This window comes from Micromonospora sp. CB01531, from assembly GCF_001905095.1.
Taxonomy (GTDB): Bacteria; Actinomycetota; Actinomycetes; order Mycobacteriales; family Micromonosporaceae; genus Micromonospora.
The window spans coordinates 50,169-72,769 of the sequence record NZ_LWLS01000078.1; the positions used below are offsets into that span (position 1 = coordinate 50,169).

A 22,601-nucleotide genomic window follows, 5' to 3' on the forward strand; every position below is an offset into this window, starting at 1 on the left:
GGAACAAACAGCGCAATATCGGAGATGACCGGGCCGTCCGGCGACGCGATGCTGGGCGGGCAACGGCGGAGGGGGTTGCGTGGCGGCGGTCGAGGAGCAGGGCGTCCGGTGGCGGCCCGGATGGACCAGGCGCGTGTTCTGGCAGGCGCCGGTCGGTCCGATCTACGTCGCGACCCTGGTGCTCTCGGTCGGCCGGGGCGCCTGGTACGCCTGCTGGGCGTTGTTCTTCCTGCGCTCGGTCGGGCTGTCGCCGGCCGAGTTCGGCTTCGGCATCACCGCGGCGGGTGTGGTCGGCATGGTCGCCGGAATGCCGTTCGGCTACCTCGCCGACCGCCTTGGTCCACGCGAGGTGTTGATCGTCGTGGCATCGGTGCAGGGTCTCGCCACCATGTCGCTGGCCCTGGTCGGCGAATTCTGGTCGGCCATGCTGGTGACGACCGTGGTGGTGACGGTCGAGCGGGCCGCGCCGGGCATCCGGATCGCGGTGCTGTCCGGCTTGACCAGCGGCGCCGACCGGCTGAAGGCGATCTCCAACTGCCACGTCATAAAGGAGGTCGGCGCGGTCGCGGGCTCGCTGGTGGGCATCGTCGTGCTGGTCATCGACAGCCGGGCCGGATACGTCGCCCTGGTGCTGTTCTGCGGCTCGGCCAACCTGGCGTTCGCCCTGCTGATGTCCCGGGTGCCGCACGTGGCGTCGTTGCGCGAGCGCAAGGTCAAGCGCAAGGTGCTGGTGCTGCGCGACCGTCCGTTCCTCGTGCTCACCGTGCTCAACGGGGTGCTCGCGCTGAACTGGGGCCTGCTCGACTCCGGCCTGCCGGTCTGGCTCACCACGCACACGCAGGCCCCGCCGTGGACGATGGGCGTGCTGCTGGCCTTCAACGGCGTGGTCATCGTGCTGCTGCTCAACCGTTTCACCCGGGCGGCCGCGACCGTGCGCAGCGCTGGTCGACTGTCCATCCTGGCCGGTGGGACGCTCGCCGTGTCCTGTCTGCTCTTCGCGACGACCGACGGCCGCGCCGGGACCGTGGTGATCGCGTTGCTCTTCGCCGCCGCCGCGGTGCACACCTTGGGCGAACTCTTCTTCGTCGGCAGCGGGTACGGTCTGTCGGTGGGGATGACCAGGGAGGAGGCGCACGGTGAATACCAGGGCATGTTCGGCGTGGGCGAGGGGGCGGCGATGATGCTCGCCCCTGGCCTGCTCACCGCGCTGCTCGCCGGGTGGGGCGCGCCCGGCTGGTTGCTGCTCGGCGGGCTGTTCCTCGCAGCCGGCGCCGGGCTGCTGCTCACCAGCCGCTGGTCGATTCGGCTGGAGCGGCAGCGCGCGACGGCCGAACCGCGCGAGCTGCAGGTGGTCGCGTGAACGGCGAGCAGCTTTCCGCCGTGGCGAGGGCGGTCATCGACGCGAACTTCTACCTGACGCTCGGCACCGTGGACGAGACCGGCGCGCCGTGGGTGTCACCCGTCTACTTCGTGACGGCGGACTACCGGGCGTTCTACTGGGCCTCGAAGGCCGACACGCGGCACTCCCGCAACCTGGCGACGCGACCCGACCTGAGCATCGTGATCTTCGATTCGCGGGTGGCGGTGTACCAGGGCCGGGCGGTCTACCTGACGGCGATCGGCGAGGAGCTCACCGGCCCGGACCTGGACGCGGGCATCGACGTCTACAACGGGCCGGCCGCGGCCCGCGGGGTGTCCGCGCTGGAGCGGGCGGACGTCGTGGCCCCGGCGGCGTACCGGCTGTACCGGGCCAGGGCGGTGCAGCACTACACCCTCGACCCGGACGGCCACGACCTGCGCGTCCCGTTCCAGCCGTGACGGGCGGCTAGGCGGGCATCGGGCGGGCGGCCGCCATGGCCGCCCGCCCGATGGTGCCGGTCAGCAGCCGGGTAGTCGGAAGCTGGCGATGCGGGTCTGCCAGCCGTTGCCGTTGGGTGCCTGGGCGGCCCCGGCCTGGGTGTAGTACTCGTTCACGTACCAGAAGGTGCAGTCGTCGACCGGGTCGACGTTCATCGAGCTGTAGTCGCCCCAGCGTGAGTTGAGGCTGGTCTGCGCGGCCGTGCCGTTGACGACGGTGGCCTCGCCCAGGGTGAGCTCGCCGCGTCGGTCACCGGCGAGGCGGCCGGTGTAGCGGATGCCGGGGTAGACGTCGGTGCCGTTGACCACGCTGAAGCCGAGGGCGATGTTGCCCTTGCGGTCCTGCGCGATGCTGCCCATCCAGCGGTTGACGGTGTCGTTGGGGGCGAAGGTGCCTTCCTGATGGATGGTGTAGTTGCCGCGCTTGTCACGGCGCAGCTCCCACCAGCGGACGCCGGCCTGCCCGGGCAGCGCCTCGACTGACTGGTTGGTGACCATGGACTCGTACGAGCCGAACGTCCGGTAGGCCAGCCGCCAGGTGGGCCGTTGCCGGTACGAGAGCACGTCGAGGTACTGGTCGCGGTTGGTGATGCCGGGTTGGGGCAGGCAGTCGCGGGCGGTCGGCTGGCAGGGGAAGACCGAGTCGAACCCGGCGGTCGGCAGCTGGGTCTTGAGCCCGATCGAGGCGGTGGGGGCCGCGTTCCAGGTGACGCTGAACTCCCAGACGTTGACGGCGTCGAAGGTGGCGCCGTAGCCGGCGCCGTCGTCCTGGGTGCCGACGATCGGTGCGGGCGAGCCGGCCGGGGGCGGCTTGGGTCCGTCCGCGTCGGCGGGGAGCAGGCCGTCGCCGATGAGGTTCAACGGAACCCGGCCCTCCTGGAGCAGGTAGCTCACCGCCCGGGCGTCCGGGTCGCCGGCGATCATCCGGTCCCGTTCGAGGCCGTAGACGCCGATGCCGTAGACGGACGGGTCGACGGTGCCGAACTCGCGGGTGGTGATCAGATAGGAGTCACCCCAGATCCCGTACTTCGGGTAGTCCGGGAAGTTGTAGCCGGTGTTGAAGGCGTACCGGTAGTAGGAGCCGGTCGGGTCGCCGGTGGTGGAGATGGCGATGCAGTTGTAGAAGAGGTTGGCCGGCTCGTTCGGGTAGTCCGAGCCGCGGGTGGTGAACTGGGTGAGGATCCAGCGGTCGGCCCGCTGGTCGTAGAGCACGACCGGGTCGCCGGAGTGCTCGGTGCACTCGTCGACGGCGAAGCCGGCCCACAGGTCCCCGAGCGCGAGGGGTCCGAGCAGCAGCCGGCCCGTCTTGGAGTAGACCCCGAAGACCAGGTTGACCATCTCGACGTAGTGGTTCGGGCCGACGTCGCCCACCGGGTCGGGCGGGTTGACCCGGCCGCCCAGCACGTTGAAGTTGTCCTGGTTGCTGAGGCCCTCGAAGTTCGCGGTGGTGCCGCCGATCGTGCGGGGCGGCTTCTTGGCCTGGACCGCCTTGTCGGTGGTGTGGCCGCGGTCGCTCAGTCGCGGGCCGCGTTCCTCGGGCAACTGTGGCGGCGTGGGCGCCACCGAGCGCCGGGCGGTGCGGGCGACGTCGCGCAGCGGCGCGGTGACGTCGAAGGCGGCGGGCTTGCTGAAGGACGCCTTGCCGACCGCGGGCGCCGGGTCCGGTTGCGCCTGGGCGGTGTGGGTGGGCGTGAGCAGGCTGGCCAGGAGTACGCCGACTCCCAGGGCCGCGAGGCGCCGGATTCGTCGTCGTTGACTTCCGTCGATCACGTGGTCCTCCCATCGATCCACTCTGGTAGATCTTTCGGGAAACCCTATGGGGTGATCGTCGCCAGTCGGTAGCGTCAACCGCGTCTGGAGCTTGGTGCGGGAAGTGACATTCCGCCGACGACCCAGGGTGATCGGCGCGCCCGGCGTCCCGACAGTGCGTGATGGGCAGGGCAGCCGGCGGGAACGCCGGGCGGCGACGCCGGCGACGGTGAGCACGATGGTCGTGACAGCCGCGCGGTGAGCACGGTCCGCACGCAGGTCTAGGCCTCCCCGCAGGCCTATTCCGGATGGTTGGCGGTGCCGTGCCCCGTCCGGAAGGGCGTGGTGATGCCCGAGTAGCCCAGGTGCAGGATCATGCCGTTGGCGGCGTGTTCGAGGTTGTGGCAGTGGTCCATCCAGATCCCGGGGTTGTCCGCCCGGAACGCCACCCGGTAGGTCTCGCCTGGCCCGACGTCGAGGGTGTCCACCCACCACGGGCTCCCGCTCGTGGGCCTGCCGTCCCGGCTCAGCACCAGCATGTGGTGCCCGTGCAGGTGCATCGGATGGTGCTGGCCGCTGCGGTTGACGTAGGTGACCTCGACCAGGTCACCGGGGGAGACCATGAGCATCGGCACGTCCGGGAACGACCGGTTGTTGAAGGTGTACCGCACCGCCGGGCGGCCGTCGTAGAAGCCGAGCCGCTCGTCGACGCGTAGCGTGAAGCGCCGGTCGACGTGGCTGGCTGCTCCGAACGGGGTGGCAGCGGGCGTGCCGTAGCGCGCGGGGTCCAGCAGCGCCGGTGCCGGATCCGCATGGCCGGGGCCCGCGTTCCCGTCGGGGCTGTAGACGATCGCCGGGCCGTCTGCGCGGAGGACAACTGGCTGGTCGGGCATCGTGAACGTCAGGTCGTAGCGGGCCCCACCGCCGACCAGGATCCGCACGCCCTTGAGCAGACTCGGTTCGTGCACGTCGGTGCCGTCGATCGCGACGACCCGCGCCGGGGCGCCGGTCAGGGTGAAGGTGGCGGGGTTGCCGTCGGTGTTGACCAGCCGGAGCCGCACCTGCCGGCCGGCCGGCGCCTGTCGCCGCTGCACGCCGGTGGTCACGCCGAGGGTCGCGACGCCGTCCTCGTCGACCCAGGTGTGCCGCAGCACCGTCTCATCGACGTCACCGCTCTGCTCGGGCGCGTTCGCGGGCAGGACCACGAGCGCCCCGAACAGGCCCCGACGGACCTGGACGGAGGACATCTCGTGGGAGTGGTACCAGTAGGTGCCGACCTGCTTGGCCCGGAACCGGTACACGAACCGGCCGCCTGGCGGGACCGCGTCCTGGGTCACCCCCGCCACGCCGTCCATCGCGTTGGGCACGTCCACGCCGTGCCAGTGCAGGGTCACTCCCACGCCGGGCAGCCGGTTGACCAGCGTCACCTCCACCAGGTCCCCCTGCCGGACCCGCAGCTGCGGGCCGGGCGTGATGCCGTTGAACGTCCATGCCTCCACCTGCTGGCCCGAATCCAGCCGGATCCTGGCGGGCTGCGCGGTCAAGGTGAACCGGCGTGCCGGTACGCCGTCGGTGTCGGTGCCGGTCAACGTGGTCACACTGACACCACCGTGGTGGCCATGACCGACCATGCTGCCGCCGCCGATGTCGGCGGGGCCGCCGGTCATGCTGCTGCTCGCCGGCAGCCGGCTGGCCGTGGACATCGCCGCGAGCACCGCGGCGGCCACCGCGGCGCCGAGAGCGCCCTTCGCCGCCGTACGCCACCACCGGCCGGGCGACCGCCGACTCCATCGGGTCCGCCGCCACACCGATCCCACCGCGGCAGCGCCGAGGACACCGACACCGGTCACCGCAGCGGCGCCCGTGCCGGCCAACTGCGCCGCGCTGGCCACCAGCACCGCACCTACCGCGATCGCCGCCGCCCAGTAGTCGCCGGGCCACCTGGCTGCCCGCCGCTCGCCACCGGGCGACCCGGGCATCGGGCGTACCCACACCGCGTGAACCGCCGCGACCACTGCCAGCGCCGGGGCGACGAAGATCAACCTCGGCCCCGCGAAGTCCCACCCGTTCGGCAGCAGGAGCAGAGCCGCCACCACCCGCAGCGCAGCCCCGCCGAGCAGCAGCCCAAACAGCAGCCGCCACATCCGCGAACCCGTGGTGCCTGCCGAGGCCCGGGGACGCAGCACGACCCAGCCCGCGGCCACGGCGATGGGCACAGCCAGCAGCGCGATCACCATGTCGGTGTAATGCACCCAGAGGAACACCGGTCACCTGCTCAACGTCGATGATCTACCCGCCGCCACCGGACCATACCGGCGACGTCAACGCGAGCGCCTCGCTTGCGGCACCTGTCGCGGCCGGGTCATCGCTATGTGGCGATCAGTACCGGAGGTTGCTGGCCAGCAGCGGCGGGTACACGGCAGAGGTTTCACCGTCGACAGTCGTGCCTCCGAACTGCAGCATCGCCCGTGCCGCGCCGTGCAGATTCGCCGGGTAGTTTAGGGCGGGTGCGGACACCTCGTCCAACGCGGACAGCTGCTGCGCAGTGAGGGTTACCTCGAGGCCGGCCAGGTTGTCGGTGAGGTGGCTGAGTCGGCGGGCGCCGAGAATGGGTACGACGGTGCCGGGACGTGCTCGCAGCCAGGCCAGCGAGACCGCAGCCGGGGTGGTGGCGAGTTCGTCGGCGATCGTGACGACCGCCTCAATCACGGTGTAGTCGCTGTCTCGGGGACCGGGCATGTGGCCTGACCGGGCCGAGTCGGTGACCTGGGTATGCCGCCGGTACTTGCCGGACAGGAAGCCGTTCTTAAGCGGGCTCCAGGGGACCAGGGCCAGGCCCTGATCATGGGCGAGCGGGGCGAGTTCGCTCTCGACTTCCCGCGCAAGCAGCGAATACTCGACTTGGAGGGCGATCAGTGGGGCCCATCCCCGAAGGAGCGCCATGGTGTGGGCCTGTGCGGTGAGCCACGCCGGTGTGTTCGAGAACCCGAGGTAGCGAACCTTCCCGGCGTGGACCAGGTCATCGAGGGTCCGCATGGTTTCCTCGATTGGGGTGTTGCGGTCCCAGTTGTGCAGCCAGTACAGGTCGAGGTAATCGGTGTTCAGCTGGCGCAGCGTGGCGTCGAGTTGCGCGATGATGGCGCTGCGGCCGGCCCCACCGCCGTTGGGATCGCCGGGGAAGAGGTTGGTGAAGAACTTCGACGCCAGGATCACCCGTTCGCGCTGGCCGGGCCGGGCGGCGAGGAAGTCTCCGATGATCTTTTCAGAGTGGCCGTTGGTGTAGAAGTTGGCGGTGTCGATGAAGTTGCCCCCGAGGTCCAGATAGGTCGCGAGGATCTCCTCCGACTCCTCCACGCTGCATCCGGCACCCGGCGGGTCCTCGCCGAAGGTCATCGCTCCCAAGGCGAAAGGACTGACCCGCAATCCCGAGCGGCCGAGGGTGACATAGTGGTTCAGCGGCATGACCGCGCTCCCTTGGATGTGTCGGACTGGTCGGCTCAATCCAAGCTCGCGCCGCGTGTCCCAAGGTAGAAAGATCCGCGCACGTTCTTGCCCGATCCTACCGATGTCATTGCGATCCGGTCAGCCGGCACATTGGCCGCCCGAGCTCCCTATGCGAGGTAGGATCGGGCAAGTAGAAAAGATTACTTCTATATCGTTCCTACCTTCCAAGATGCTTTTCCAGGTCCGTCCGCGGTGCGGGGCACCCCGGCTCCGGCGATGGGACGGGTAGGCAGAATCGCGCAGACCGCACTGGTCGCTGGAGCCACTCAGGCGCTGTCCTGGCACCGCCTCCTGAGGTCCGGCCCCTGCCGGTTCGCGGAGGCCAGGCGATCGCCGGCGGTCAGACGACCGCCGGCACGGCGGCTCGGGTTGTGCCGCGCAGGCGGGCGGCGTCCTGGCTGGGAGGCGCGCCGAACTGCCGACGATACTCCCGGCTGAACTGGGACGGGCTCTCGTAGCCGACGCGCGTGCCCACGCCGGTGATGTCGTTGGGGTGGGTGGCTAGCAGGAGTCGCGCCTCCTGCAACCGGATCTGCTTCTGGAACTGGATCGGGCTCATCGCGGTCACGGCCTGGAAGTTGCGATAGAACGCTGACACGCTCATCCCGGATCGGCGCGCCAGGTCCTCCACCCGGAACGACTGCGCATAGTGATCGCGGATCCACCGCACCGCGCGGGCGATGTGGCTGAGACTGCTGTCGGCCAGCCCGAGCTGCCGGACGGCGGCACCCTGCTCCCCGGTGAGCAGCAGCCACAGGATCTCCCGTTTGATCAGGGGCGCAAGCACCGTGACGTCCCGGGGTCGGTCCAGCAGCCGAAGCAATCGGATCACCGCGTCGCCGAGTTCGTCGGGAGCGTCGCTGACCACCATCCCCGACGGCGTGCCGCCGGTCAGGGGCGGAAGATCGCCCGGCGCGGCCTGCAACAGCAACTCCGCGACCGTGGCCGGGTGCAGCAGCAGCCCGAACCCCAGAGCCGGTGAGTCGGCGCTGGCCTGGGTGAAGCGGCCGGTGACCGGCAGGTCGACCGACGCGACAAGGTACTGGCCGGCCCGGTACTCATACACGCGGTCGCCGAGCGCCATCTGTTTGGCGCCTTGGGCGATGAGTGCCAGCACGGTACCGGACATCGATGTGGTCGGCGCGGTCTGCTGCTCGACCTTCGAAATCAGCACCCCGTCGATCGCGGTGCTCATGTCGGCTCGGGCGTGGCGGGCCAGCAGCGCCCGCAGCTCAGGGAGGTACACGGCCCGATTGAAGCACAAGACCGATACTCGCAACAACAGTAGGATCAGGCAAGTGGTCGCGAGTTTTCTTCTACCATTTCCGCTGGTAGCACTGCTTCTATCGGAGTGTCAATTTCCCGCGGGTCCACCACGGCCCGACGATTGAGGAGGCACTTCGATGACTGTTCGCCACGGGTTCCACGCCACCATGACCGCCCAGCCGGGCAAGGCTGACGAGCTGATCAAGCTGCTGCTCGACGCGCCGTCCCTGCCCCACGACGATTGCCTCGTCTTCCTGGTGGCCCGCTCGGCCTCCGACCGCGACGTCGTCCACGTCATCGAAGGCTGGACCAGCGCCGAGGCTCACAGCGCCTTCTTCGGTGGCGACCGGGCCCAGGCCCTGGTCGCGAAGCTTCAGCCGCTGCTGGCCGGCGAGCCGACCTACACCGACGCAGTGCCGGTCGGCGGCAAGGCGACCTTCTGAACCGGTGACCCGCACCGATCACCCCGACCCGAATCATCGAAAGGACTCCTGTTGAACTCCCTCCGACCCGGCATCGACCCCGAGTTGCTCGCTCCCCTGGCCGAACTGCCGCCCATGCCGCCGCTGGGCCCCGAGGCGATCGAACAACTGCGTCACTTCCCACAACCGCCCATCGAGACCCAACTGGAAGGCCGCGCGGTCGAGCGGCGCGACGTCACCGTCCCCGCCGGTGACGGAACGCAGATCCCGCTGTCCATATTTAGCCCCACCGATCGTGCCGCTGGGGCGCCCTGCGTCTACTGGATCCACGGTGGTGGGATGATGTGGGGCGACCGCTTCTCGAACATCGACATCCCGCTGGAATGGCTCGGCCTGTTCGGCGCCGTCGTGATCTCCGTGGATTACCGGCTGGCCCCAGAGGCAACAGGCACGACCCTGGTCGACGACTGCTACCACGGCCTGCTCTGGGTGGCCGAGAACGCCGCCGACCTCGGCATCGACGCCACCCGCATCGTCGTGGCCGGTGCCAGTGCCGGAGGCGGCTTGGCAGCAGGAGTCACACTCATGGCTCGCGACCGCGGTGCCCCGGCCATCGCCGCGCAGTTGCTGTCGTGCCCCATGCTCGACCACCGCAACAGCACCACCTCCAGCCGCCAGTACAGCCGCCTGGACGGCGTGTGGACCCGGGAGATGAACGAATTCGGATGGCGCAGCGTCCTCGGCGAGCACACCGGCGAGAACGTCTCCGCCTACGTCTCACCCGCGCTGGCGGACGATCTCTCCGGCCTGCCGACCACCTACATCGACGCCGGGACCGCCGAGGTCTTCCGCGACGAGGACGTCACCTACGCGACCCGGATCTGGGCCGCCGGTGGTCAGGCGGAGTTGCATCTGTGGGCCGGTGGTTTCCACGGATTCGCGGCGCTGTTCCCGCACATCCGCGTCTCGGCCGCCGCGCGGCGCGCCCAGACCGACTGGCTGGCCCGAGTCCTGAACCCCAGCCCTGATCCCAAGAGCTGAGCCGGTCCCACGGCCGGCGTCGAGCGCCGGCCATGGGCACCCGCGTCGGACGCGGCATCGCGGCCCTAGTGTGCCGGGGAGGGGGCTTCGGGGGGACGGCCGGCGGCGTGACGGGCGTCGGCGAGGGCGACGGCGAGCAGTATGAGTCCGGCAACGACCGGAGAGGCCAGCGGCGGGGCGAAGTACAGGGGGATGGCGGCGACCGCCAGGGCGGCGATGGCGACGACGCGGCGGATGGAGAGCCGGTTGTACACGATGCGTTCCAGACGGATACGGCCGTAGAGGAACAGTGCCGCGCCGCCGAGGCTGGCGATGAGCCACGCGGGTTCAGGCGTGCCGCCCGGATGCTTCAGCACGGCCTCGAAGCCGACGGCGGTGGCGACGATGCCCAGCACCATGAGGACGTGGGCAGTGCCGGTGGCGCGGCCGGCGGCGTCCCTGTCCCCTGCGGCGGCGAGGGCATCGGCGAGGATCTGCCCGGAGCGGTAGAAGTAGATGCGCCACAGCAGCACTACCGACAGGAACGCCACCACCAGCAGCGCCGAGGTGGCCAGACTGATCGGCTGGCCGGTGAACGTGAGGCCGACACCGAGCACGGTTTCCCCGAGGGCGATCATCAGCAACTGCTGGTAGCGCTCGGGCAGGTGATGTTTGCTGTCCGTGGCCCACGCGCTGACCGGCGGTTCGGTCGTCCACGGTACCGGCCAGCGCAACTGCGCGGAGACGATGTCCACGGTCACGGCGGCCCCCCAAAAGGCGGCCCGGGCACCGCCACTGACGGCGGCGCCGGCGAAGAAGATCCCCGACGAGAGCAGGCGCCACGGCAGCGACCGGCGGTAGAGCTTATGCAGGGGGTGTCCGCGCAGCGCGGGCATCAGGATGAGCGGCCGGCCCAACTGCAGGATCACGTACGGCAGCACGAACGCCAACCCGCGGCCGACGAACGCGGACGGCAGCGACGACGACATGACCAGAATCCCGAAGGCGCTGGCCAGCACGATCAACTGGATCTTGGGACGGCGAGGGTCGAACCAGCTGGTGATGTGCGCGGTCGTGATCCACAACCAGATCAGCGGCAGCGCCAGCACGAGCATGAAGGCCATCGCCCGCCACCGGACGACAATGTCATGGCTGACGAGGTCCCGCCCGACCCGGCTGACCACCCCCGCCAGGGCGAACACCAACACTAGGTCGACGAACAGCTCCAGAAAGTTGGCCTGCCGCACATCCTCGCGGCGTTGCAACAGGTCCTGACCCTCTCCACCGCCTTCCCGATGTCCCACAGCGCCCATACTCGCCGAGCACAACCCCGGTCCACCGGCGGTTGAACGCCGTACACCCGGAGGGAATCCGCTCACCGGTGGCCGTCGCCGTCTCCTGGCCCGACCAGGATGCCGCCGATCAGGGAAACGTCTGACCGTGCGTTTTGAGCCGTCCTCCAACGAGTGGGCCGGGACCGAACGCCCTCGAACGGTTTCCGGGCTGGCTAACGTACCGGTGTGACGATGGGCCGGTCCGTTGCGGTGCGGGCTGGACGGCATTCCGCCTCCTCGCGGTGCTTGCCGCTCGGCGCGCGACGACCGCCGGATGCGTCGGCCCCACGGTGACCGACGACGGCTACCGCAACAAGGTGGCCGACACGGCGCGACAGCTGTCCTCCGCCATCGCCTCCATCCAACAGGCCGCCAAGTGAGTCGGATCTTTCGGCGCCGACCGGGAGGAGCCGACCTCCCAGATTCGTGGCCTGTTGCGAGGGCCGCAACCTCGGTCAAGGCGGCGGCGATGTCGCCGAGGCGACACTCCAGATTCGAGGCAGCACTGATCCGCGAACCGGGCGGAGCGGCCTAGGCTGCGGAAATCCGCGATGTCGCCCCGGGTCCAAGGAGAAGTGATGCGCTTTCGCATTGTCGTCGGGCTGGTCCTTGCCGGCCTTGTCGGCAGCACCGGTCTCGGTGTGCCTGTCGTGACGTATCACCAGGCAGCGAGAACGCTTGACGATGAGGGGTACGTTCGACAGTTGGCGGTGCCGCCACCCCCTGATCGGATGACGAGGACCAGTGACAGGTGACTCCGATGAAAGGCGTTGGCGCCAAGACCACCGACCCGGGTGGTCCTGACCGGCTTGAAGTTCTCGGTCCGGTCGAGGCGGCCGTACACGACGGGCGTTACGACGAGGCCCTGCGCCATCTCGCGGCCGTGCCGGCGGACGCGCCGTTGCCGGCGGCGCTGGCCTGGCGCCTCGGTGTGCTGCTGCACCAACGAGGGCGGTTCGACGCGGCGGAAGCCTGCTTCCAGCGCGCGGCACTGGACGCTGCCGACCATGGGCCGTCCGCGCTGGCGGACCGCGCCCAGGTGCTCGCCGGCTTGGCCGCGACCCGCTGGGCGAGGGGCGACCAGGCGCAGACCCGGCAACTCGTCGAGGAGGCCGTCCGCGTCGCGGAGCAGAGCGGGGACGACTCGGCGGTTGCGGCGGCGTACGTGGCGCAGGCGCTGGTCGCGTTCAGCGACGGCAACCGGGCCGACAACGAGTACGCGTACGCCCGGGCGCTCGCGGCGGCCGAGCGGGCCGGCGACTTCGGCCAGCAACTCCGGATCCGGTGCAACGTCGGCTCACGCCTGGTGGAGGAGGGACGCTACCGGTCGGCCGTCGAAGAACTCCGGGAGGCGGTCCGGCTCGGCGAGCTGCTCGGGCACCAGACGCTGCTCGCATTGGCGTTGCACAACCGGGCGGAGGCCTGGTTGGGGCTGGGCGAGTTGCGCCGGGCGCGTAGCGACGCGGACGAGGCCGTGGCCCGGTGGCAGCAGGCCGGGTCGCCGCTGGCGGCCTTCGGGTTGGCGCTGGCCGCCCGGGTGCACCGCGTCCGTGGCGCTGCCCACCAGGCGATGGTCGCCTACCAGGCGGCGCTGGCGATGGGCGAGCCGGACGGCAACGCCCAGGTGTTGGTCGAGGCGTGCGCGGGGCTCGCGCGGATCAGCTACGCAGACGATCCGGTGGCGGCCGAGCAGCACGCCGGGCGCGCCCTGGCCATGCCCAGCGCCGCCGGGCCCACCGTCGCCGAACTGGCCGCGGGCTGGGTCGCCCTCTGCTCCGGTGATCCGCAGGCCGCACTACGTTACGGCGAACAGGTCCGAGCTGAGGCCGGCCGCCGTCGTGACGCCGCCGGCCTGGCCGAGGCCATGGAGCTCGCCGCGCTCGCCTCCCACCGGGCCAGCCCCGAGGCGGCGTCCGCCCGGGGGGTCCGCCGCCTCCTCGCCAGCCTGGTCGAGGCAGCGACCATCTGGGCCGAACTGGGCAACGAGTTCGCCCTCGCCACCAACGCCCTCCTGCAGGCACGTCTCTCCGGCGACCAGTTGGCGGAGGAGGTGGCATACGAGCGGCTGAAGCAGATCGGCGTGCAGGACGGCGCCTGGCAGGTCGCCGGCCCGTTGGCGTCGATCGGCCCGGCAGCCGTCGCCGAGGTCGAGGTGCAAACCCTGGGCCAGTTCACCGTACGGCTGGCCGGGGTGCCCGTGCCGGTGGGTAGCTGGCAGTCCCGCAAGGCGCGGGACCTGCTCAAGATGGTGATCGGGCAGCTCGGGAAGCCCGTCGCCCGCGAGGCCCTGGCCACCGCACTGTGGCCGGAGGCCCGGACGGACGTGGCGCTGCGCCGCCTGTCCGTCCTGATCTCGACCGTCCGGGGCGTACTCGATCCGGACCGGCAGCATCCGGCTGACCGCTACCTCGCCACCGATCCTGCCACCGTCAGGATCAACCCGGCGCACGTCGCGGTGGACGCGCTGCGCTTCTATGAAGCGGCCCGCGCGGCCATCGCGGCGGACGGCGCGAGCACGACGAAGGCCCGGCCGAGCGGCGGCCCAGAACCGGCAGAAGCCGAGGGCGCCGATGGCGATGTCCGGCTGCTGACCCGCCTCGAGGCGGCGGTGGCCCGATACACCGGCGATCTCTGCGACGACGGTGAGGTCGTTGGAGACTGGGTGCAGCGTCCCCGTGCCGTCCTGGCCGACCTGCAACGCGAAGTGATCCACCGGCTGGCGAGGCGGTGCCTGCAACTGGGCCGCACCGAGGCGGCGATCGGCTGGTACCTGCGGCTCACCGTCGACGACGGCTACGACGAGCCGGCCCACCTGGGGCTGATCGGCGCGTTGTCGGCCGCCGGGCGGCACGGCGAGGCGAGCCGCCGCTACCAGGAGTACGTCGCGCGGATGCGTGAGATGGACGTCGAGCCAGCCGCCTTTCCGCTCCCCGAGCGGGTGCGCCCGTCCGTCTGAACAATTCCTGAACGACTCCCGAAGCCCGCCGATCAGACTGATCAAGTGGACGCCGCCGGCGGGTGCCGCGGGTCGTCCAGCGAGGTTGGACCTATGCGAGGCGGCCAGCTCGCTCTCGTCAGAGGGGGATCGATGACACGAATTCGGGGGAGTGTTGCCGCACTGGCGGTCGGGCTCCTGTTGGCGGGCTGCGGACCCGACAACGCGGCACCGGCGGCGGGCGATGCCGGCCCGGCTGGCAGCGCAGGTGCCAGCGCTGCGGCCGACGACGGGAAGGCGACCGCCCAGTCCGATGGCGGGGACGCGACAGGCCAGGGCAAGCCGGGTGGCGGCGACCGCTGGTGCGAGGCGGTGAAGGCCTTCACCGCCTCGATCGATCCGCTGTTCGCGCAGGGCGCGGCCGACAGAAAAGCCGATGTGGCCAGCGCGCACGCCCGGGTGAAGGATCTGAAGGCAGCGGCGCCGGCCGAGATCAAGACCCAGGTCGCAGCGCTCACCGAATTTTACGACGCAGTCATCGACACCACGGGCAAGAGCATGGCCCAAGACCCCGCGGCCTACGCGCGCCTCAACCCGACCATGGCGAAGGTCAAAACGGCGCTGCCGCCGGTGTCGGAATACACGACGAAGCACTGCCCGGGGCTTGAGAAGTCGCTGGAACAGGTGGGCGTGTCATGACCACGCGGGCGGGTGCCGGCCGGTGGCTGCTCGTGGCGCCGGCCACCACCCTGCTGCTGCTCACGGCGACAGGGTGCGGACGATCGGAGGAACCGTCCCGGGCGGCGGCCGCCGACGGCCAACCGCCGGCGACCACTGCCACAGCTCCCGGGGGAGATGCTGCCTCGTCCGCCCCGGCCGACAAGCCGGAACCGACGGCGTGCGACCTGGTGACCGATCAGGAGGCGGCCGCCCTGGCCCGGCTGAAGCTCGACCCGCACCGAGCCGGCCAACAGAGCTGCACCTGGACGGCACCGATCACCGGCCCGACCGGCCAGGTGGAGGTCTACGTGGGCGACGGCGCGAAGAAGATGCTCGACATCGAGCGCCAGCTGGGACACGAACTGGAGACGCTGTCCGGTATCGGTGACGAGGCGTACCTGGACACGCAGGCGAATGAGGTCTTCGCCCAAAAGACGGCCACGTGGGTCGCGATCCGCCTGGTGCTGCTCAACGACCCGAAGGAGAACCACAAGCCGCTGAAGGACCTGATCCAGGTGGTGGCCGGGCGGCTGTGAGCGGGGCGGGAGCGAACATGCGTAGACGTGCACGGATGGCGGCCGGGCTGATCGTCATCCTGCTGACCGCCGGCTGCGGAAAGGTCGGCCTCGGCGGATCCGATCCGACCGACGACCGATACGGGTACGGCCCGAAGCCGGACAGGTCCGTGGTCTACCAGCCCGATGTGGTGCTCGTCGAGGGCGGCAGCAGGGTCATCCGGTCGGTGAGCAGGGACGGGTTCACCTACGTGATCGACGGCAGCGCCCGGGGTGCCAAAGACGTGGCACCCGGTAAGATCATGTTCGCCACGAGCGAGGCGGTCGGCCGGGTGGTAAAGGTCGAGCGGTCCGGCGGCGACAAGGCCGTCACCCTGGCCCCGGTGCGCCTGACCGATGTGGTGCGGGACGGCCACTTCACGTTCGACCAACCGCTCGACGCTGAGGCGCAGACCTTCGGCCCGTTGCCTGACCTGCTCGGCGAGGTCGTCGACGGGGGCCCGGCCGGGGCGGTGGTTCCGGACGCCGGGCAGGCGACCGGGCTGGGGGTGAACGCGATCGGCGCGGGCGACGTCCGGTTCGCCGTGCCGCCGATCGTCTTCGCCCCGGCACCCGAGCCGGGTGCGCGCGGCGCCAAGAGCATCAACCAGAAGGTCGGCGACTGGGACATCGAGGCGTACAAGGACAAGTCGAAGATGGGGCTGACCGCCTCGCACTCGACGGCCGTGCAGCGTCTCAAGGTCGACTTCGACATCCAACTGCTGCTCCGGAACCTCCGAGCGTGGGGGGACATCCGGGTGACCAACGGCGTGATCCCCCACCCGCAGTTCCGGATCGACGGAGTCGAGGGGCTCGCCATCACCATCGCCGCCGGTGCCGAGGGTGGGCTGGAGGACAACAAGAAGGTCAAGATCGAGCTGCCCATCGAGGTAAAGCAGCCCATCATCATCGGCGGATTCCCGGCGACCCTCAAGCAGACGTTCAAGTTTCTCGTCACCACCGGGTTCTCGGCGAAGAACGGCAACATCAAGGCCACCGGCAAGTGGGGCCTCGACGGACCGATCGGATACGTCCAATCGAGTGTCCTGACGCCGGCCTTCTCCGTGCAAGAGAGCATCGTGAAGTCCATCCGTGGCGTTTCGATCGGTGTCGAAGGCATCGTCGTGGCCGCGGAGTTCCGCTTCGGGTTCATGCTCGGCCTGCCGGTCGCGGGTGCCGGGCCGTTCGTCGGCATCGTGGCGTCGGTCGGGGTGACCAACGGATCGGCCGCCGGCCGGATCGGTTTACCGCTGCCCGTCGGGCCGGGAGTGAAATGCCGAGGATCCACGCTCGTCCTGACCGTACGGGCCGGCGAGGGCATCAGCCTGTCGGAGCCGCTGGTCAAGGCAATCGAGCAGGTGTTGGGGGTCGGCATTCCCAAGGAGGCCGACTTCATCAAGAAGGACATCGTCAACCGGACCGTCGTGGAGCCCGACGTGCCGCTGTGCCGGGACTGATCGGGCCCGGAGCTCGGCTGGCATCGCGCCGAGCACGGGGTCGGCGGATGTCTATCACCATCACCCCCCGGGGCGGCTCTGCCGCCGCCCCGGGGCGGGTGTTGGCTCAGAAGTCGTCGTCGAAGGTGACCGCCCCGCTCACCCCGACCTGATAGGCCGACACCCGGCGTTCGAAGAAGTTGGACAGCTCCTGCACGTCCTGCAGCTCCATGAAGGCGAACGGGTTCGCCGACCCGTACACCGGTGCGATACCGAGCTGGGCGAGCCGCCGGTCAGCGACGTGCTGGAGGTACTGACGCATGTCTGCCAAGGTCAGGCCAGGCACCCCCTGGCCGAGCAGGTCCTCGGCAAACTGCGCCTCGCAGTCGACGGCCTCGGCGAGCATCTGCCGGACCTGGTCGGCGAGGTCGTCATCGAACAGGTCCGGCTCCTCTCGGCGGACCGTGTCGACCACGTCGAAGGCGAACGCCATGTGCATCGACTCGTCGCGGAACACCCAGTTGGTGCCGGAGGCGAGGCCGTGCAGCAGGCCGCGGGAGCGCAGGAAGTAGACGTAGGCGAACGCGCCGTAGAAGAACAGGCCCTCGATGCAGGCGGCGAAGCAGATCAGGTTGAGCAGGAACGTCCTCCGGTCCTGCTTGCTCCGCAGCTCGCGTAGGTCCTGCAGGGAGTTGATCCACCGGAAGCAGAAGTCGGCCTTGCGCCGGATCGACGGGATGTTCTCGATGGCGGCGAACGCGGCGGCCCGTTCGGTCTCGTCGGGTACGTAGGTGTCGAGGAGGTTGAGGTAGAACTGGACGTGCACCGCCTCCTCGAACAGTTGCCGGGACAGGTAGAGGCGGCCTTCCGGGCTGTTGACGTGCTGGTAGAGGTTCAGCACGAGGTTGTTGGCGACGATCGTGTCGCCGGTGGCGAAGAACGCGACGAGCCGGCTGACCAGGTGCCGCTCGGCGGGGGAGAGCCGGTCGAGGTCGGTCAGGTCGGCGTGCAGGTCGACCTCCTCGACCGTCCAGGTGTTGCGGATGGCGTCGCGGAAGCGGTCGAAGAAGTGCGGGTAACGCATCGGACGGAGGGTCAGATCCATCCCGGGGTCGAGCAGCATCGGTGTGGTCTCCGTGGTGGTGTCGGTCGGGGTGGTCACTGGCAGGCCTCGCACGCCTCGGGGTTCTCCAGCGAGCAGGCCAGCGCCTCCGCATCGAGGCCCACCGGAGGAACGACGGCGGACACGGTGGCCTGCTGGATGCGGGTGGCCGGTCGGGACCGCAAGTAGTAGGTCGTCTTCAACCCGCTCTTCCAGGCGTACAGGTACATCGAGGAGAGTTTGCCGATGGTCGGCGTGGCCAGGAACAGGTTCAGCGACTGGGACTGGTCGATGAAGGGTGCACGGGCGGCGGCCAGGTCGATCAGCGCTCGCTGCGGCAGCTCCCATGCGGTGCGGAACAGCTCCCGCAGCTCCGCCGGCAGCTCCGCGACATCCTGGACCGATCCGTCGGCGCGTTTGATCGCCGTCCGGATCTGCTCGGTCCACAGCCCGCGAGCCTTGAGCTCGGCGACCAAGGCGGTGTTGACCTGGAGGAACTCCCCGGACAGGGTCTCGCGTTTGAACAGGTTGGACACCTGCGGCTCGATGCACTCGTAACAGCCGGCGATCGAGGCGATGGTGGCGGTCGGGGCGATCGCGACCAGCAGTGAGTTGCGCAGCCCGTGCGCGGCCACCCGGTCCCGCAGGGCATCCCAGCGCGCGGTCTGGCTGCCGGTGACACCCCACAGGTCCGGTTGCAGCTGCCCGCGCGCCGCCCGGGTCTGCGCGAAGGCGGGGTGCGGGCCGTGCCGTTCGGCGAGGTCGGCGGAGGTCTCCAGGGCGGTCAGGTAGAGCTCTTCGCTGATCCGGGTGGACAGCTCCCCGGCGGCGGGGGAGTCGAACGGCAGCCGCAGCGCGAAGAACACGTCCTGCAGGCCCATCATGCCGAGGCCGACCGGCCGCCAGCGGGGGTTGCTCGCCGCCGCCTGCGAGGTGGGGTAGTAGTTGATGTCGATCACCCGGTCGAGGAAGGTGACCGCGGTGCGGACGGTGCGCCGCAGCCGCTCCCAGTCCAGGTCGCCCCCGGCCAGGTGGGCGGCGAGATTCACCGAGCCCAGGTTGCACACCGCGGTCTCGGCGTCGCTGGAGACCTCGATGATCTCGGTGCACAGGTTCGACAGGTGCACCACGTTGCCGGGCTCCGCGGTCTGGTTGCAGAGCCGGTTGGCGGCGTCCTTGAACGTCATCCACCCGTTGCCGGTCTGCGCGAGGGTGCGCATCATCCGCCCGTACAGTTCCCGGGCCGGCACCTGCCGCACCCAGCGGCCCTCGGCTTCGGCCGCCCGGTACGCGGCGTCGAACTCCGCACCCCACAGGTCCGGCAGCTCCGGCACCTCGTCCGGGTCGAACAGCGACCACATCCCGTCCGCCTCCACGCGGCGCATGAACTCGTCCGGGATCCAGTTCGCCAGGTTCAGGTTGTGCGTACGCCGGGCGTCCTCGCCGGTGTTGTCCCGCAGCTGCAGGAACTCCTCGATGTCCGGGTGCCACGGCTCCAGATAGACGCAGGCGGCGCCCTTGCGCCGGCCGCCCTGGTTCACCGCGGCGACGCTGGCATCCAGGGTCCGCAGCCACGGCACGATGCCGTTGGACCGTCCGTTCGTGCCACGGATCAGCGCCCCGCGGGAGCGGACCCGGGAGAACGCGATGCCGATGCCGCCGGCAAACTTTGACAGGTTGGCCACCTGCGCGTACCGCTGGTAGATGGAGTCCAACTCGTCGCGGGGCGAGTCCACCAGGTAGCAGGACGACATCTGGGTGTGCCGGGTGCCGGAGTTGAACAACGTCGGGGAACTGGGCAGGTACGCCAGGCTGGACATCAGCCGGTAGAAGTCGATCGCCTCAGCCGGCGTGTGCGACAGGCCGCACGCCACCCGCAGCAGCCAGTACTGCGGCGTCTCCAGCACCAACCGGCTGGTCGGGTGCCGCAGCAGGTACCGGTCGTAGACGGTGCGCAGCCCGAAATACTCGAACCGCAGGTCGCCCGCCGGGTCGACCGCCTCGTCGAGCATGCGGGCGTGGGCGGCGACGAAGGCGGCTGTGTCGTCACCGATCAGCCCTTCGGCGTGGCCGCGCCGGATCGCCTGGCTGAACGAGCCGATGCCCTGCCCGCGTACCTCCTTGTCGACGTATCCGGCCAGCAGACGGGCGGCGAGCCGCGAGTACTGCGGCTCCTCGCCGATCAGCTCGGCCGCGGTCTGGATCGACAGCCGGTCCAACTCGTCCGTGCTCGCCCCGTCGTACAGACCGCTGATGGTGCGGGTCGCCACCCGCAGCGGGTCGATGTCGGTGAGGTCGGCGCTCCACCGTTCCACCGCCCGGACGATCCGGTTGACATCGACGGGTTTGAGGTCACCGTTGCGCTTGCGGACATGCATCTGCACGCGCCGCTGCCCGGGCAGGGCGATATCGCCTGGTAGCCCGTCGATGGTCGGGTGGACCTTGGTGCCTGTCACTACTCACTCCTCGCGAGCTCGAGACCGGATGGGCCTCGGCGCGCGGGGTGCAGACACCGACGGACACGCGCCGGCATCGGCGGTGTCCCGTGGGCGTCGGCCGTCCCGCGCGGCCTCGGACCGTCACACCCCCGTCCGGGGCGTGCGACGCGCTGGCAGGTCTTCGGACTCGTGGGCACAACCGGCGGAACCGGTCGCCTACTGGCCGTCGCTTCCCAGGCCATCGGTGGCCCAGTGCTGATGACGGCGGTCGTTCCCACTCACCGCTGCGGGGCAGTCCCGGATTCCCACCGGGTTCCCTCTTGCCTCGGCCGTCCCGTGAGAGACGGCCGAACCAGCTGCGCCAGACACCATATATGGCCGTGCGGGTGGCTGGGCAACACCAGATGTCGCGTCGGCGTGTCAGCTATGTCTCACCTCGGGCCCGGCAGGGCGTCGGCTGTTCCGCCCGTTCGCCGTCCGGTAGGACGCCGTCGTGTCATCAGGAGGTACAGATGCGACCGGACCGGACGAGTTGCGCGGAGCCCGTACGCCGCAAGTGCCCCCCAAGTGGGGGCGAAGCCGACGCCAAGTCCGGCGGGTGAACCTGGGACCCGGAGCCGCCGGACGGCGGGTCCCTCGACACCCATTCTCGAAACGGAGCGGTCTCTCATGTTGCCTAAGGGACGTCTCGTAACTGGGTGAAGGCGTTGCCTGGGGCGGGGCCGGTGGTCAGCCGACGAGGATGATGTTGTGGAGGTTGGCGATGCCGGAAGCGGCGTCGGTCAATGTGTGGGCGGCGCGGCGGTAGTCGCGCAGGATCTTGAAGCACTTCATCCTGGCCAGGGCGTGTTCGACTCCCGCTCGAACGGTGCGGTGCTGGACGTTGAGGGCTTCCTTCCAGTCCGGGAGCTGACTGCCGTCGGCGGGCTTGCGGTACGGCATGATCACCTCGGGGTTGCCGCGGTAGCCGCCGTCGGCCATCACCGGCCGCCCGTCCAGCTTCTCGGCAATGCCCGAGGTGCGGTAGACGATGGTGTCGTTGCGGTTGCCGGGCTGCGGGTCGCCGACGGCGATGACCAGGCGGGTGCTGGCGTCGATGGCGACCTGAAGGTTCGTCGAGTACCGGTAGTTCTTGCTCCGGGCGGCCAGGCGGTGATCGCGGGTGGGGATCAGCGTCCCGTCGACGATCGCGATCTGCTCGACCGGTCGCTTCCGCACCGGCGCCAGGGCCAGTAGCGGCGCGAGGGTGTCGATGACCCGGTGCGCCGCGGAGTGCGACACCCCGAACAGCGGGCCGATCTGCCGCATCGTCAGGTTGGTGCGCCAGTAAGCGGCGACCAGCAACACCCGATCCGGCAGGTCGAGAGCCCACTGCCGGCCCGGTCGGCCGTCGGCGATGCCGTCACCGCCGCGCTCGGCGACCAGCCGGACCAGCCGGCGGAACTGGGCGGGCTGCAATCCGGTGAACGGGAAGATCCACTCCGGGCGGGCTGCCATGATCACCTGCACTCCGGGCATCCTGCCCTATCGTCCTCAACGGACAGACGCCAGGGTTACGAGACGTCGCTTAGCCGGTTGCGCCGAGTCGCCATCGCCGCGATGCTGGCCTGTGCCGCCCTCACGGTCGCCACCGTGTCCACCGGGTTTACGTCCAGCGGCGGAAGCTTCGCTTCCCGCGGATGCACCACCGGCACCTGCTCGGATCCCACCAACAGCTTCACCGCGGACACTCTGGTGCTGATGGCCGACGGCTCGGGGAAGCGAATGGCCGACGTCACCGCCGGTGACCAGGTCGTCGCCACCGACCCCGCCAGCGGGCTCAGTACCGTGCAGCCGGTGGCGAGAGTCATCACCGGCACCGGCACCAAGCAGCTGGTCGAAATCACCGTCGACGCCGGGACGCTGACGGTCACCGCCAACCATCGGTTCTGGGTCGTCAACCGCGCCGGCTGGCACGCCGCGGCCGAGTTCGCCGTCGGTGACCTGCTCGGCGACGGCGCTGGAAGCCACCTGCGGGTCACCGGTCTGCGTACGGTCACCCGGCAAGCCACCGTCCACAACCTGGACGTCGCCAACGCGTACACCTTCCAGGTGCTGATCGGTGGCGAGAGGGTACTGGCTCACGAGTAGAAACCCGACGACAGCGGCGTGCCCGGCATCGACATCGTGGCCGGGCACACCTCAGCGTCCGGGAGGGGCCGGCGGTGCGGCATCGCCGCACGGTTGTCCTCCTAGATCCTTGGGTTCGAGAATCTGAACAACTG

18 protein-coding genes and 1 riboswitch are annotated in these 22,601 nt (G+C 70.0%); of the genes, 10 read left to right on the forward strand and 8 right to left on the reverse strand.

All coding sequences use genetic code 11. The annotated features are described in order from the left end of the window. The first annotated feature begins 79 nt into the window (after positions 1-79). Entirely contained in the window at positions 80-1,360 is a 1,281-nt protein-coding gene (locus tag A6A27_RS22695) for an MFS transporter (RefSeq protein ID WP_083672776.1), read from the forward strand. Then, positions 1,357-1,818, forward strand: coding sequence for a pyridoxamine 5'-phosphate oxidase family protein (locus tag A6A27_RS22700; RefSeq protein WP_073836669.1), 462 nt, complete (start codon positions 1,357-1,359; stop codon positions 1,816-1,818). Before A6A27_RS22695 ends, A6A27_RS22700 begins: the two co-directional genes overlap by 4 nt. Positions 1,819-1,878: 60 nt before the next feature. Here A6A27_RS22700 and A6A27_RS22705 read toward each other — a convergent pair whose 3' ends face one another. The 4 genes from A6A27_RS22705 to A6A27_RS22720 all read right to left on the reverse strand — a co-directional run bounded on the left by A6A27_RS22705 (position 1,879) and on the right by A6A27_RS22720 (position 8,356). Beyond that, complete coding sequence (locus A6A27_RS22705; protein WP_143194119.1) at positions 1,879-3,627, reverse strand: hypothetical protein; 1,749 nt, start codon at positions 3,625-3,627, stop codon at positions 1,879-1,881. A gap of 278 nt (positions 3,628-3,905) precedes the next feature. Further along, positions 3,906-5,870 carry a multicopper oxidase family protein gene (locus tag A6A27_RS22710; RefSeq protein WP_241825400.1) on the reverse strand — a complete coding sequence of 655 codons (1,965 nt, stop codon included), beginning with the start codon at positions 5,868-5,870 and terminating at the stop codon, positions 3,906-3,908. A gap of 115 nt (positions 5,871-5,985) precedes the next feature. Beyond that, positions 5,986-7,068 (reverse strand): aldo/keto reductase, encoded by a 1,083-nt coding sequence (locus A6A27_RS22715; RefSeq protein WP_073836671.1) that lies wholly within the window; start codon positions 7,066-7,068, stop codon positions 5,986-5,988. A 382-nt stretch (positions 7,069-7,450) separates the two neighbouring features. Continuing rightward, on the reverse strand, positions 7,451-8,356 hold the full coding sequence (locus A6A27_RS22720; protein WP_073836672.1) for an AraC family transcriptional regulator: 906 nt from the start codon (positions 8,354-8,356) through the stop codon (positions 7,451-7,453). Between the two features lie 157 nt (positions 8,357-8,513). On the opposite strand from A6A27_RS22720, the gene A6A27_RS22725 reads away from it, so the two are divergent. Together A6A27_RS22725 and A6A27_RS22730 are read left to right on the forward strand one after the other, a co-directional pair. Next, positions 8,514-8,819 carry a putative quinol monooxygenase gene (locus A6A27_RS22725; protein WP_073836673.1) on the forward strand — a complete coding sequence of 102 codons (306 nt, stop codon included), beginning with the start codon at positions 8,514-8,516 and terminating at the stop codon, positions 8,817-8,819. A 51-nt stretch (positions 8,820-8,870) separates the two neighbouring features. Then, positions 8,871-9,839 carry an alpha/beta hydrolase gene (locus A6A27_RS22730; protein WP_073836674.1) on the forward strand — a complete coding sequence of 323 codons (969 nt, stop codon included), beginning with the start codon at positions 8,871-8,873 and terminating at the stop codon, positions 9,837-9,839. Positions 9,840-9,904: 65 nt separating this feature from the next. Here the strand turns inward: A6A27_RS22730 and A6A27_RS22735 are convergent, their stop codons facing one another. Continuing rightward, positions 9,905-11,122 (reverse strand): low temperature requirement protein A, encoded by a 1,218-nt coding sequence (locus tag A6A27_RS22735; protein WP_158074030.1) that lies wholly within the window; start codon positions 11,120-11,122, stop codon positions 9,905-9,907. 272 nt (positions 11,123-11,394) lie between these two features. On the opposite strand from A6A27_RS22735, the gene A6A27_RS44350 reads away from it, so the two are divergent. The 5 genes from A6A27_RS44350 (at position 11,395) to A6A27_RS22755 (ending at position 16,818) form a co-directional block, all read left to right on the forward strand. Continuing rightward, a complete protein-coding gene (locus A6A27_RS44350) occupies positions 11,395-11,532 on the forward strand; it encodes a hypothetical protein (protein WP_158074031.1) in 138 nt (45 codons plus the stop codon). A gap of 380 nt (positions 11,533-11,912) precedes the next feature. Beyond that, positions 11,913-14,108, forward strand: a complete 2,196-nt coding sequence (locus A6A27_RS22740) for a BTAD domain-containing putative transcriptional regulator (protein WP_073836675.1) — start codon at positions 11,913-11,915, stop codon at positions 14,106-14,108. 132 nt (positions 14,109-14,240) lie between these two features. Next, on the forward strand, positions 14,241-14,786 hold the full coding sequence (locus tag A6A27_RS22745; protein ID WP_143194120.1) for a hypothetical protein: 546 nt from the start codon (positions 14,241-14,243) through the stop codon (positions 14,784-14,786). Then, positions 14,783-15,343, forward strand: a complete 561-nt coding sequence (locus tag A6A27_RS22750) for a DUF3558 domain-containing protein (protein ID WP_073836677.1) — start codon at positions 14,783-14,785, stop codon at positions 15,341-15,343. Before A6A27_RS22745 ends, A6A27_RS22750 begins: the two co-directional genes overlap by 4 nt. Before the next feature lie 17 nt (positions 15,344-15,360). Further along, a complete protein-coding gene (locus tag A6A27_RS22755) occupies positions 15,361-16,818 on the forward strand; it encodes a hypothetical protein (protein WP_241825401.1) in 1,458 nt (485 codons plus the stop codon). 106 nt (positions 16,819-16,924) lie between these two features. On the opposite strand, the gene A6A27_RS22760 is transcribed toward A6A27_RS22755, so the two are convergent. From A6A27_RS22760 to A6A27_RS22775, 3 genes are all read right to left on the reverse strand, one after another. Further along, complete coding sequence (locus tag A6A27_RS22760) at positions 16,925-17,920, reverse strand: ribonucleotide-diphosphate reductase subunit beta (RefSeq protein ID WP_073836686.1); 996 nt, start codon at positions 17,918-17,920, stop codon at positions 16,925-16,927. Between the two features lie 35 nt (positions 17,921-17,955). After that, a complete protein-coding gene (locus A6A27_RS22765; protein ID WP_073836685.1) occupies positions 17,956-20,328 on the reverse strand; it encodes a ribonucleoside-diphosphate reductase subunit alpha in 2,373 nt (790 codons plus the stop codon). A 165-nt stretch (positions 20,329-20,493) separates the two neighbouring features. After that, positions 20,494-20,709: riboswitch (cobalamin riboswitch) on the reverse strand. A 357-nt stretch (positions 20,710-21,066) separates the two neighbouring features. Continuing rightward, the gene (locus A6A27_RS22775) at positions 21,067-21,846 is read right to left on the reverse strand and encodes a transposase family protein (RefSeq protein WP_083672779.1); all 780 of its coding nucleotides are present in this window, start codon (positions 21,844-21,846) and stop codon (positions 21,067-21,069) included. Between the two features lie 66 nt (positions 21,847-21,912). On the opposite strand from A6A27_RS22775, the gene A6A27_RS22780 reads away from it, so the two are divergent. Beyond that, positions 21,913-22,467: a polymorphic toxin-type HINT domain-containing protein gene (locus A6A27_RS22780; RefSeq protein WP_073836679.1), complete on the forward strand. Its 555-nt coding sequence runs from the start codon at positions 21,913-21,915 to the stop codon at positions 22,465-22,467. The last annotated feature ends 134 nt before the right edge of the window (positions 22,468-22,601 follow it).

Bases quoted from the DNA above. Each gene is read 5' to 3' on its own strand.
- A6A27_RS22715 (WP_073836671.1), bottom strand. From the start codon at position 7,068: ATGCCGCTGAACCACTATGTCACCCTCGGCCGCTCGGGATTGCGGGTC.
- A6A27_RS22725 (WP_073836673.1), top strand. From the start codon at position 8,514: ATGACTGTTCGCCACGGGTTCCACGCCACCATGACCGCCCAGCCGGGC.
- A6A27_RS22740 (WP_073836675.1), top strand. From the start codon at position 11,913: ATGAAAGGCGTTGGCGCCAAGACCACCGACCCGGGTGGTCCTGACCGG.
- A6A27_RS22745 (WP_143194120.1), top strand. From the start codon at position 14,241: ATGACACGAATTCGGGGGAGTGTTGCCGCACTGGCGGTCGGGCTCCTG.
- A6A27_RS22750 (WP_073836677.1), top strand. From the start codon at position 14,783: ATGACCACGCGGGCGGGTGCCGGCCGGTGGCTGCTCGTGGCGCCGGCC.
- A6A27_RS22755 (WP_241825401.1), top strand. From the start codon at position 15,361: ATGCGTAGACGTGCACGGATGGCGGCCGGGCTGATCGTCATCCTGCTG.
- A6A27_RS22760 (WP_073836686.1), bottom strand. From the start codon at position 17,920: ATGCTGCTCGACCCCGGGATGGATCTGACCCTCCGTCCGATGCGTTAC.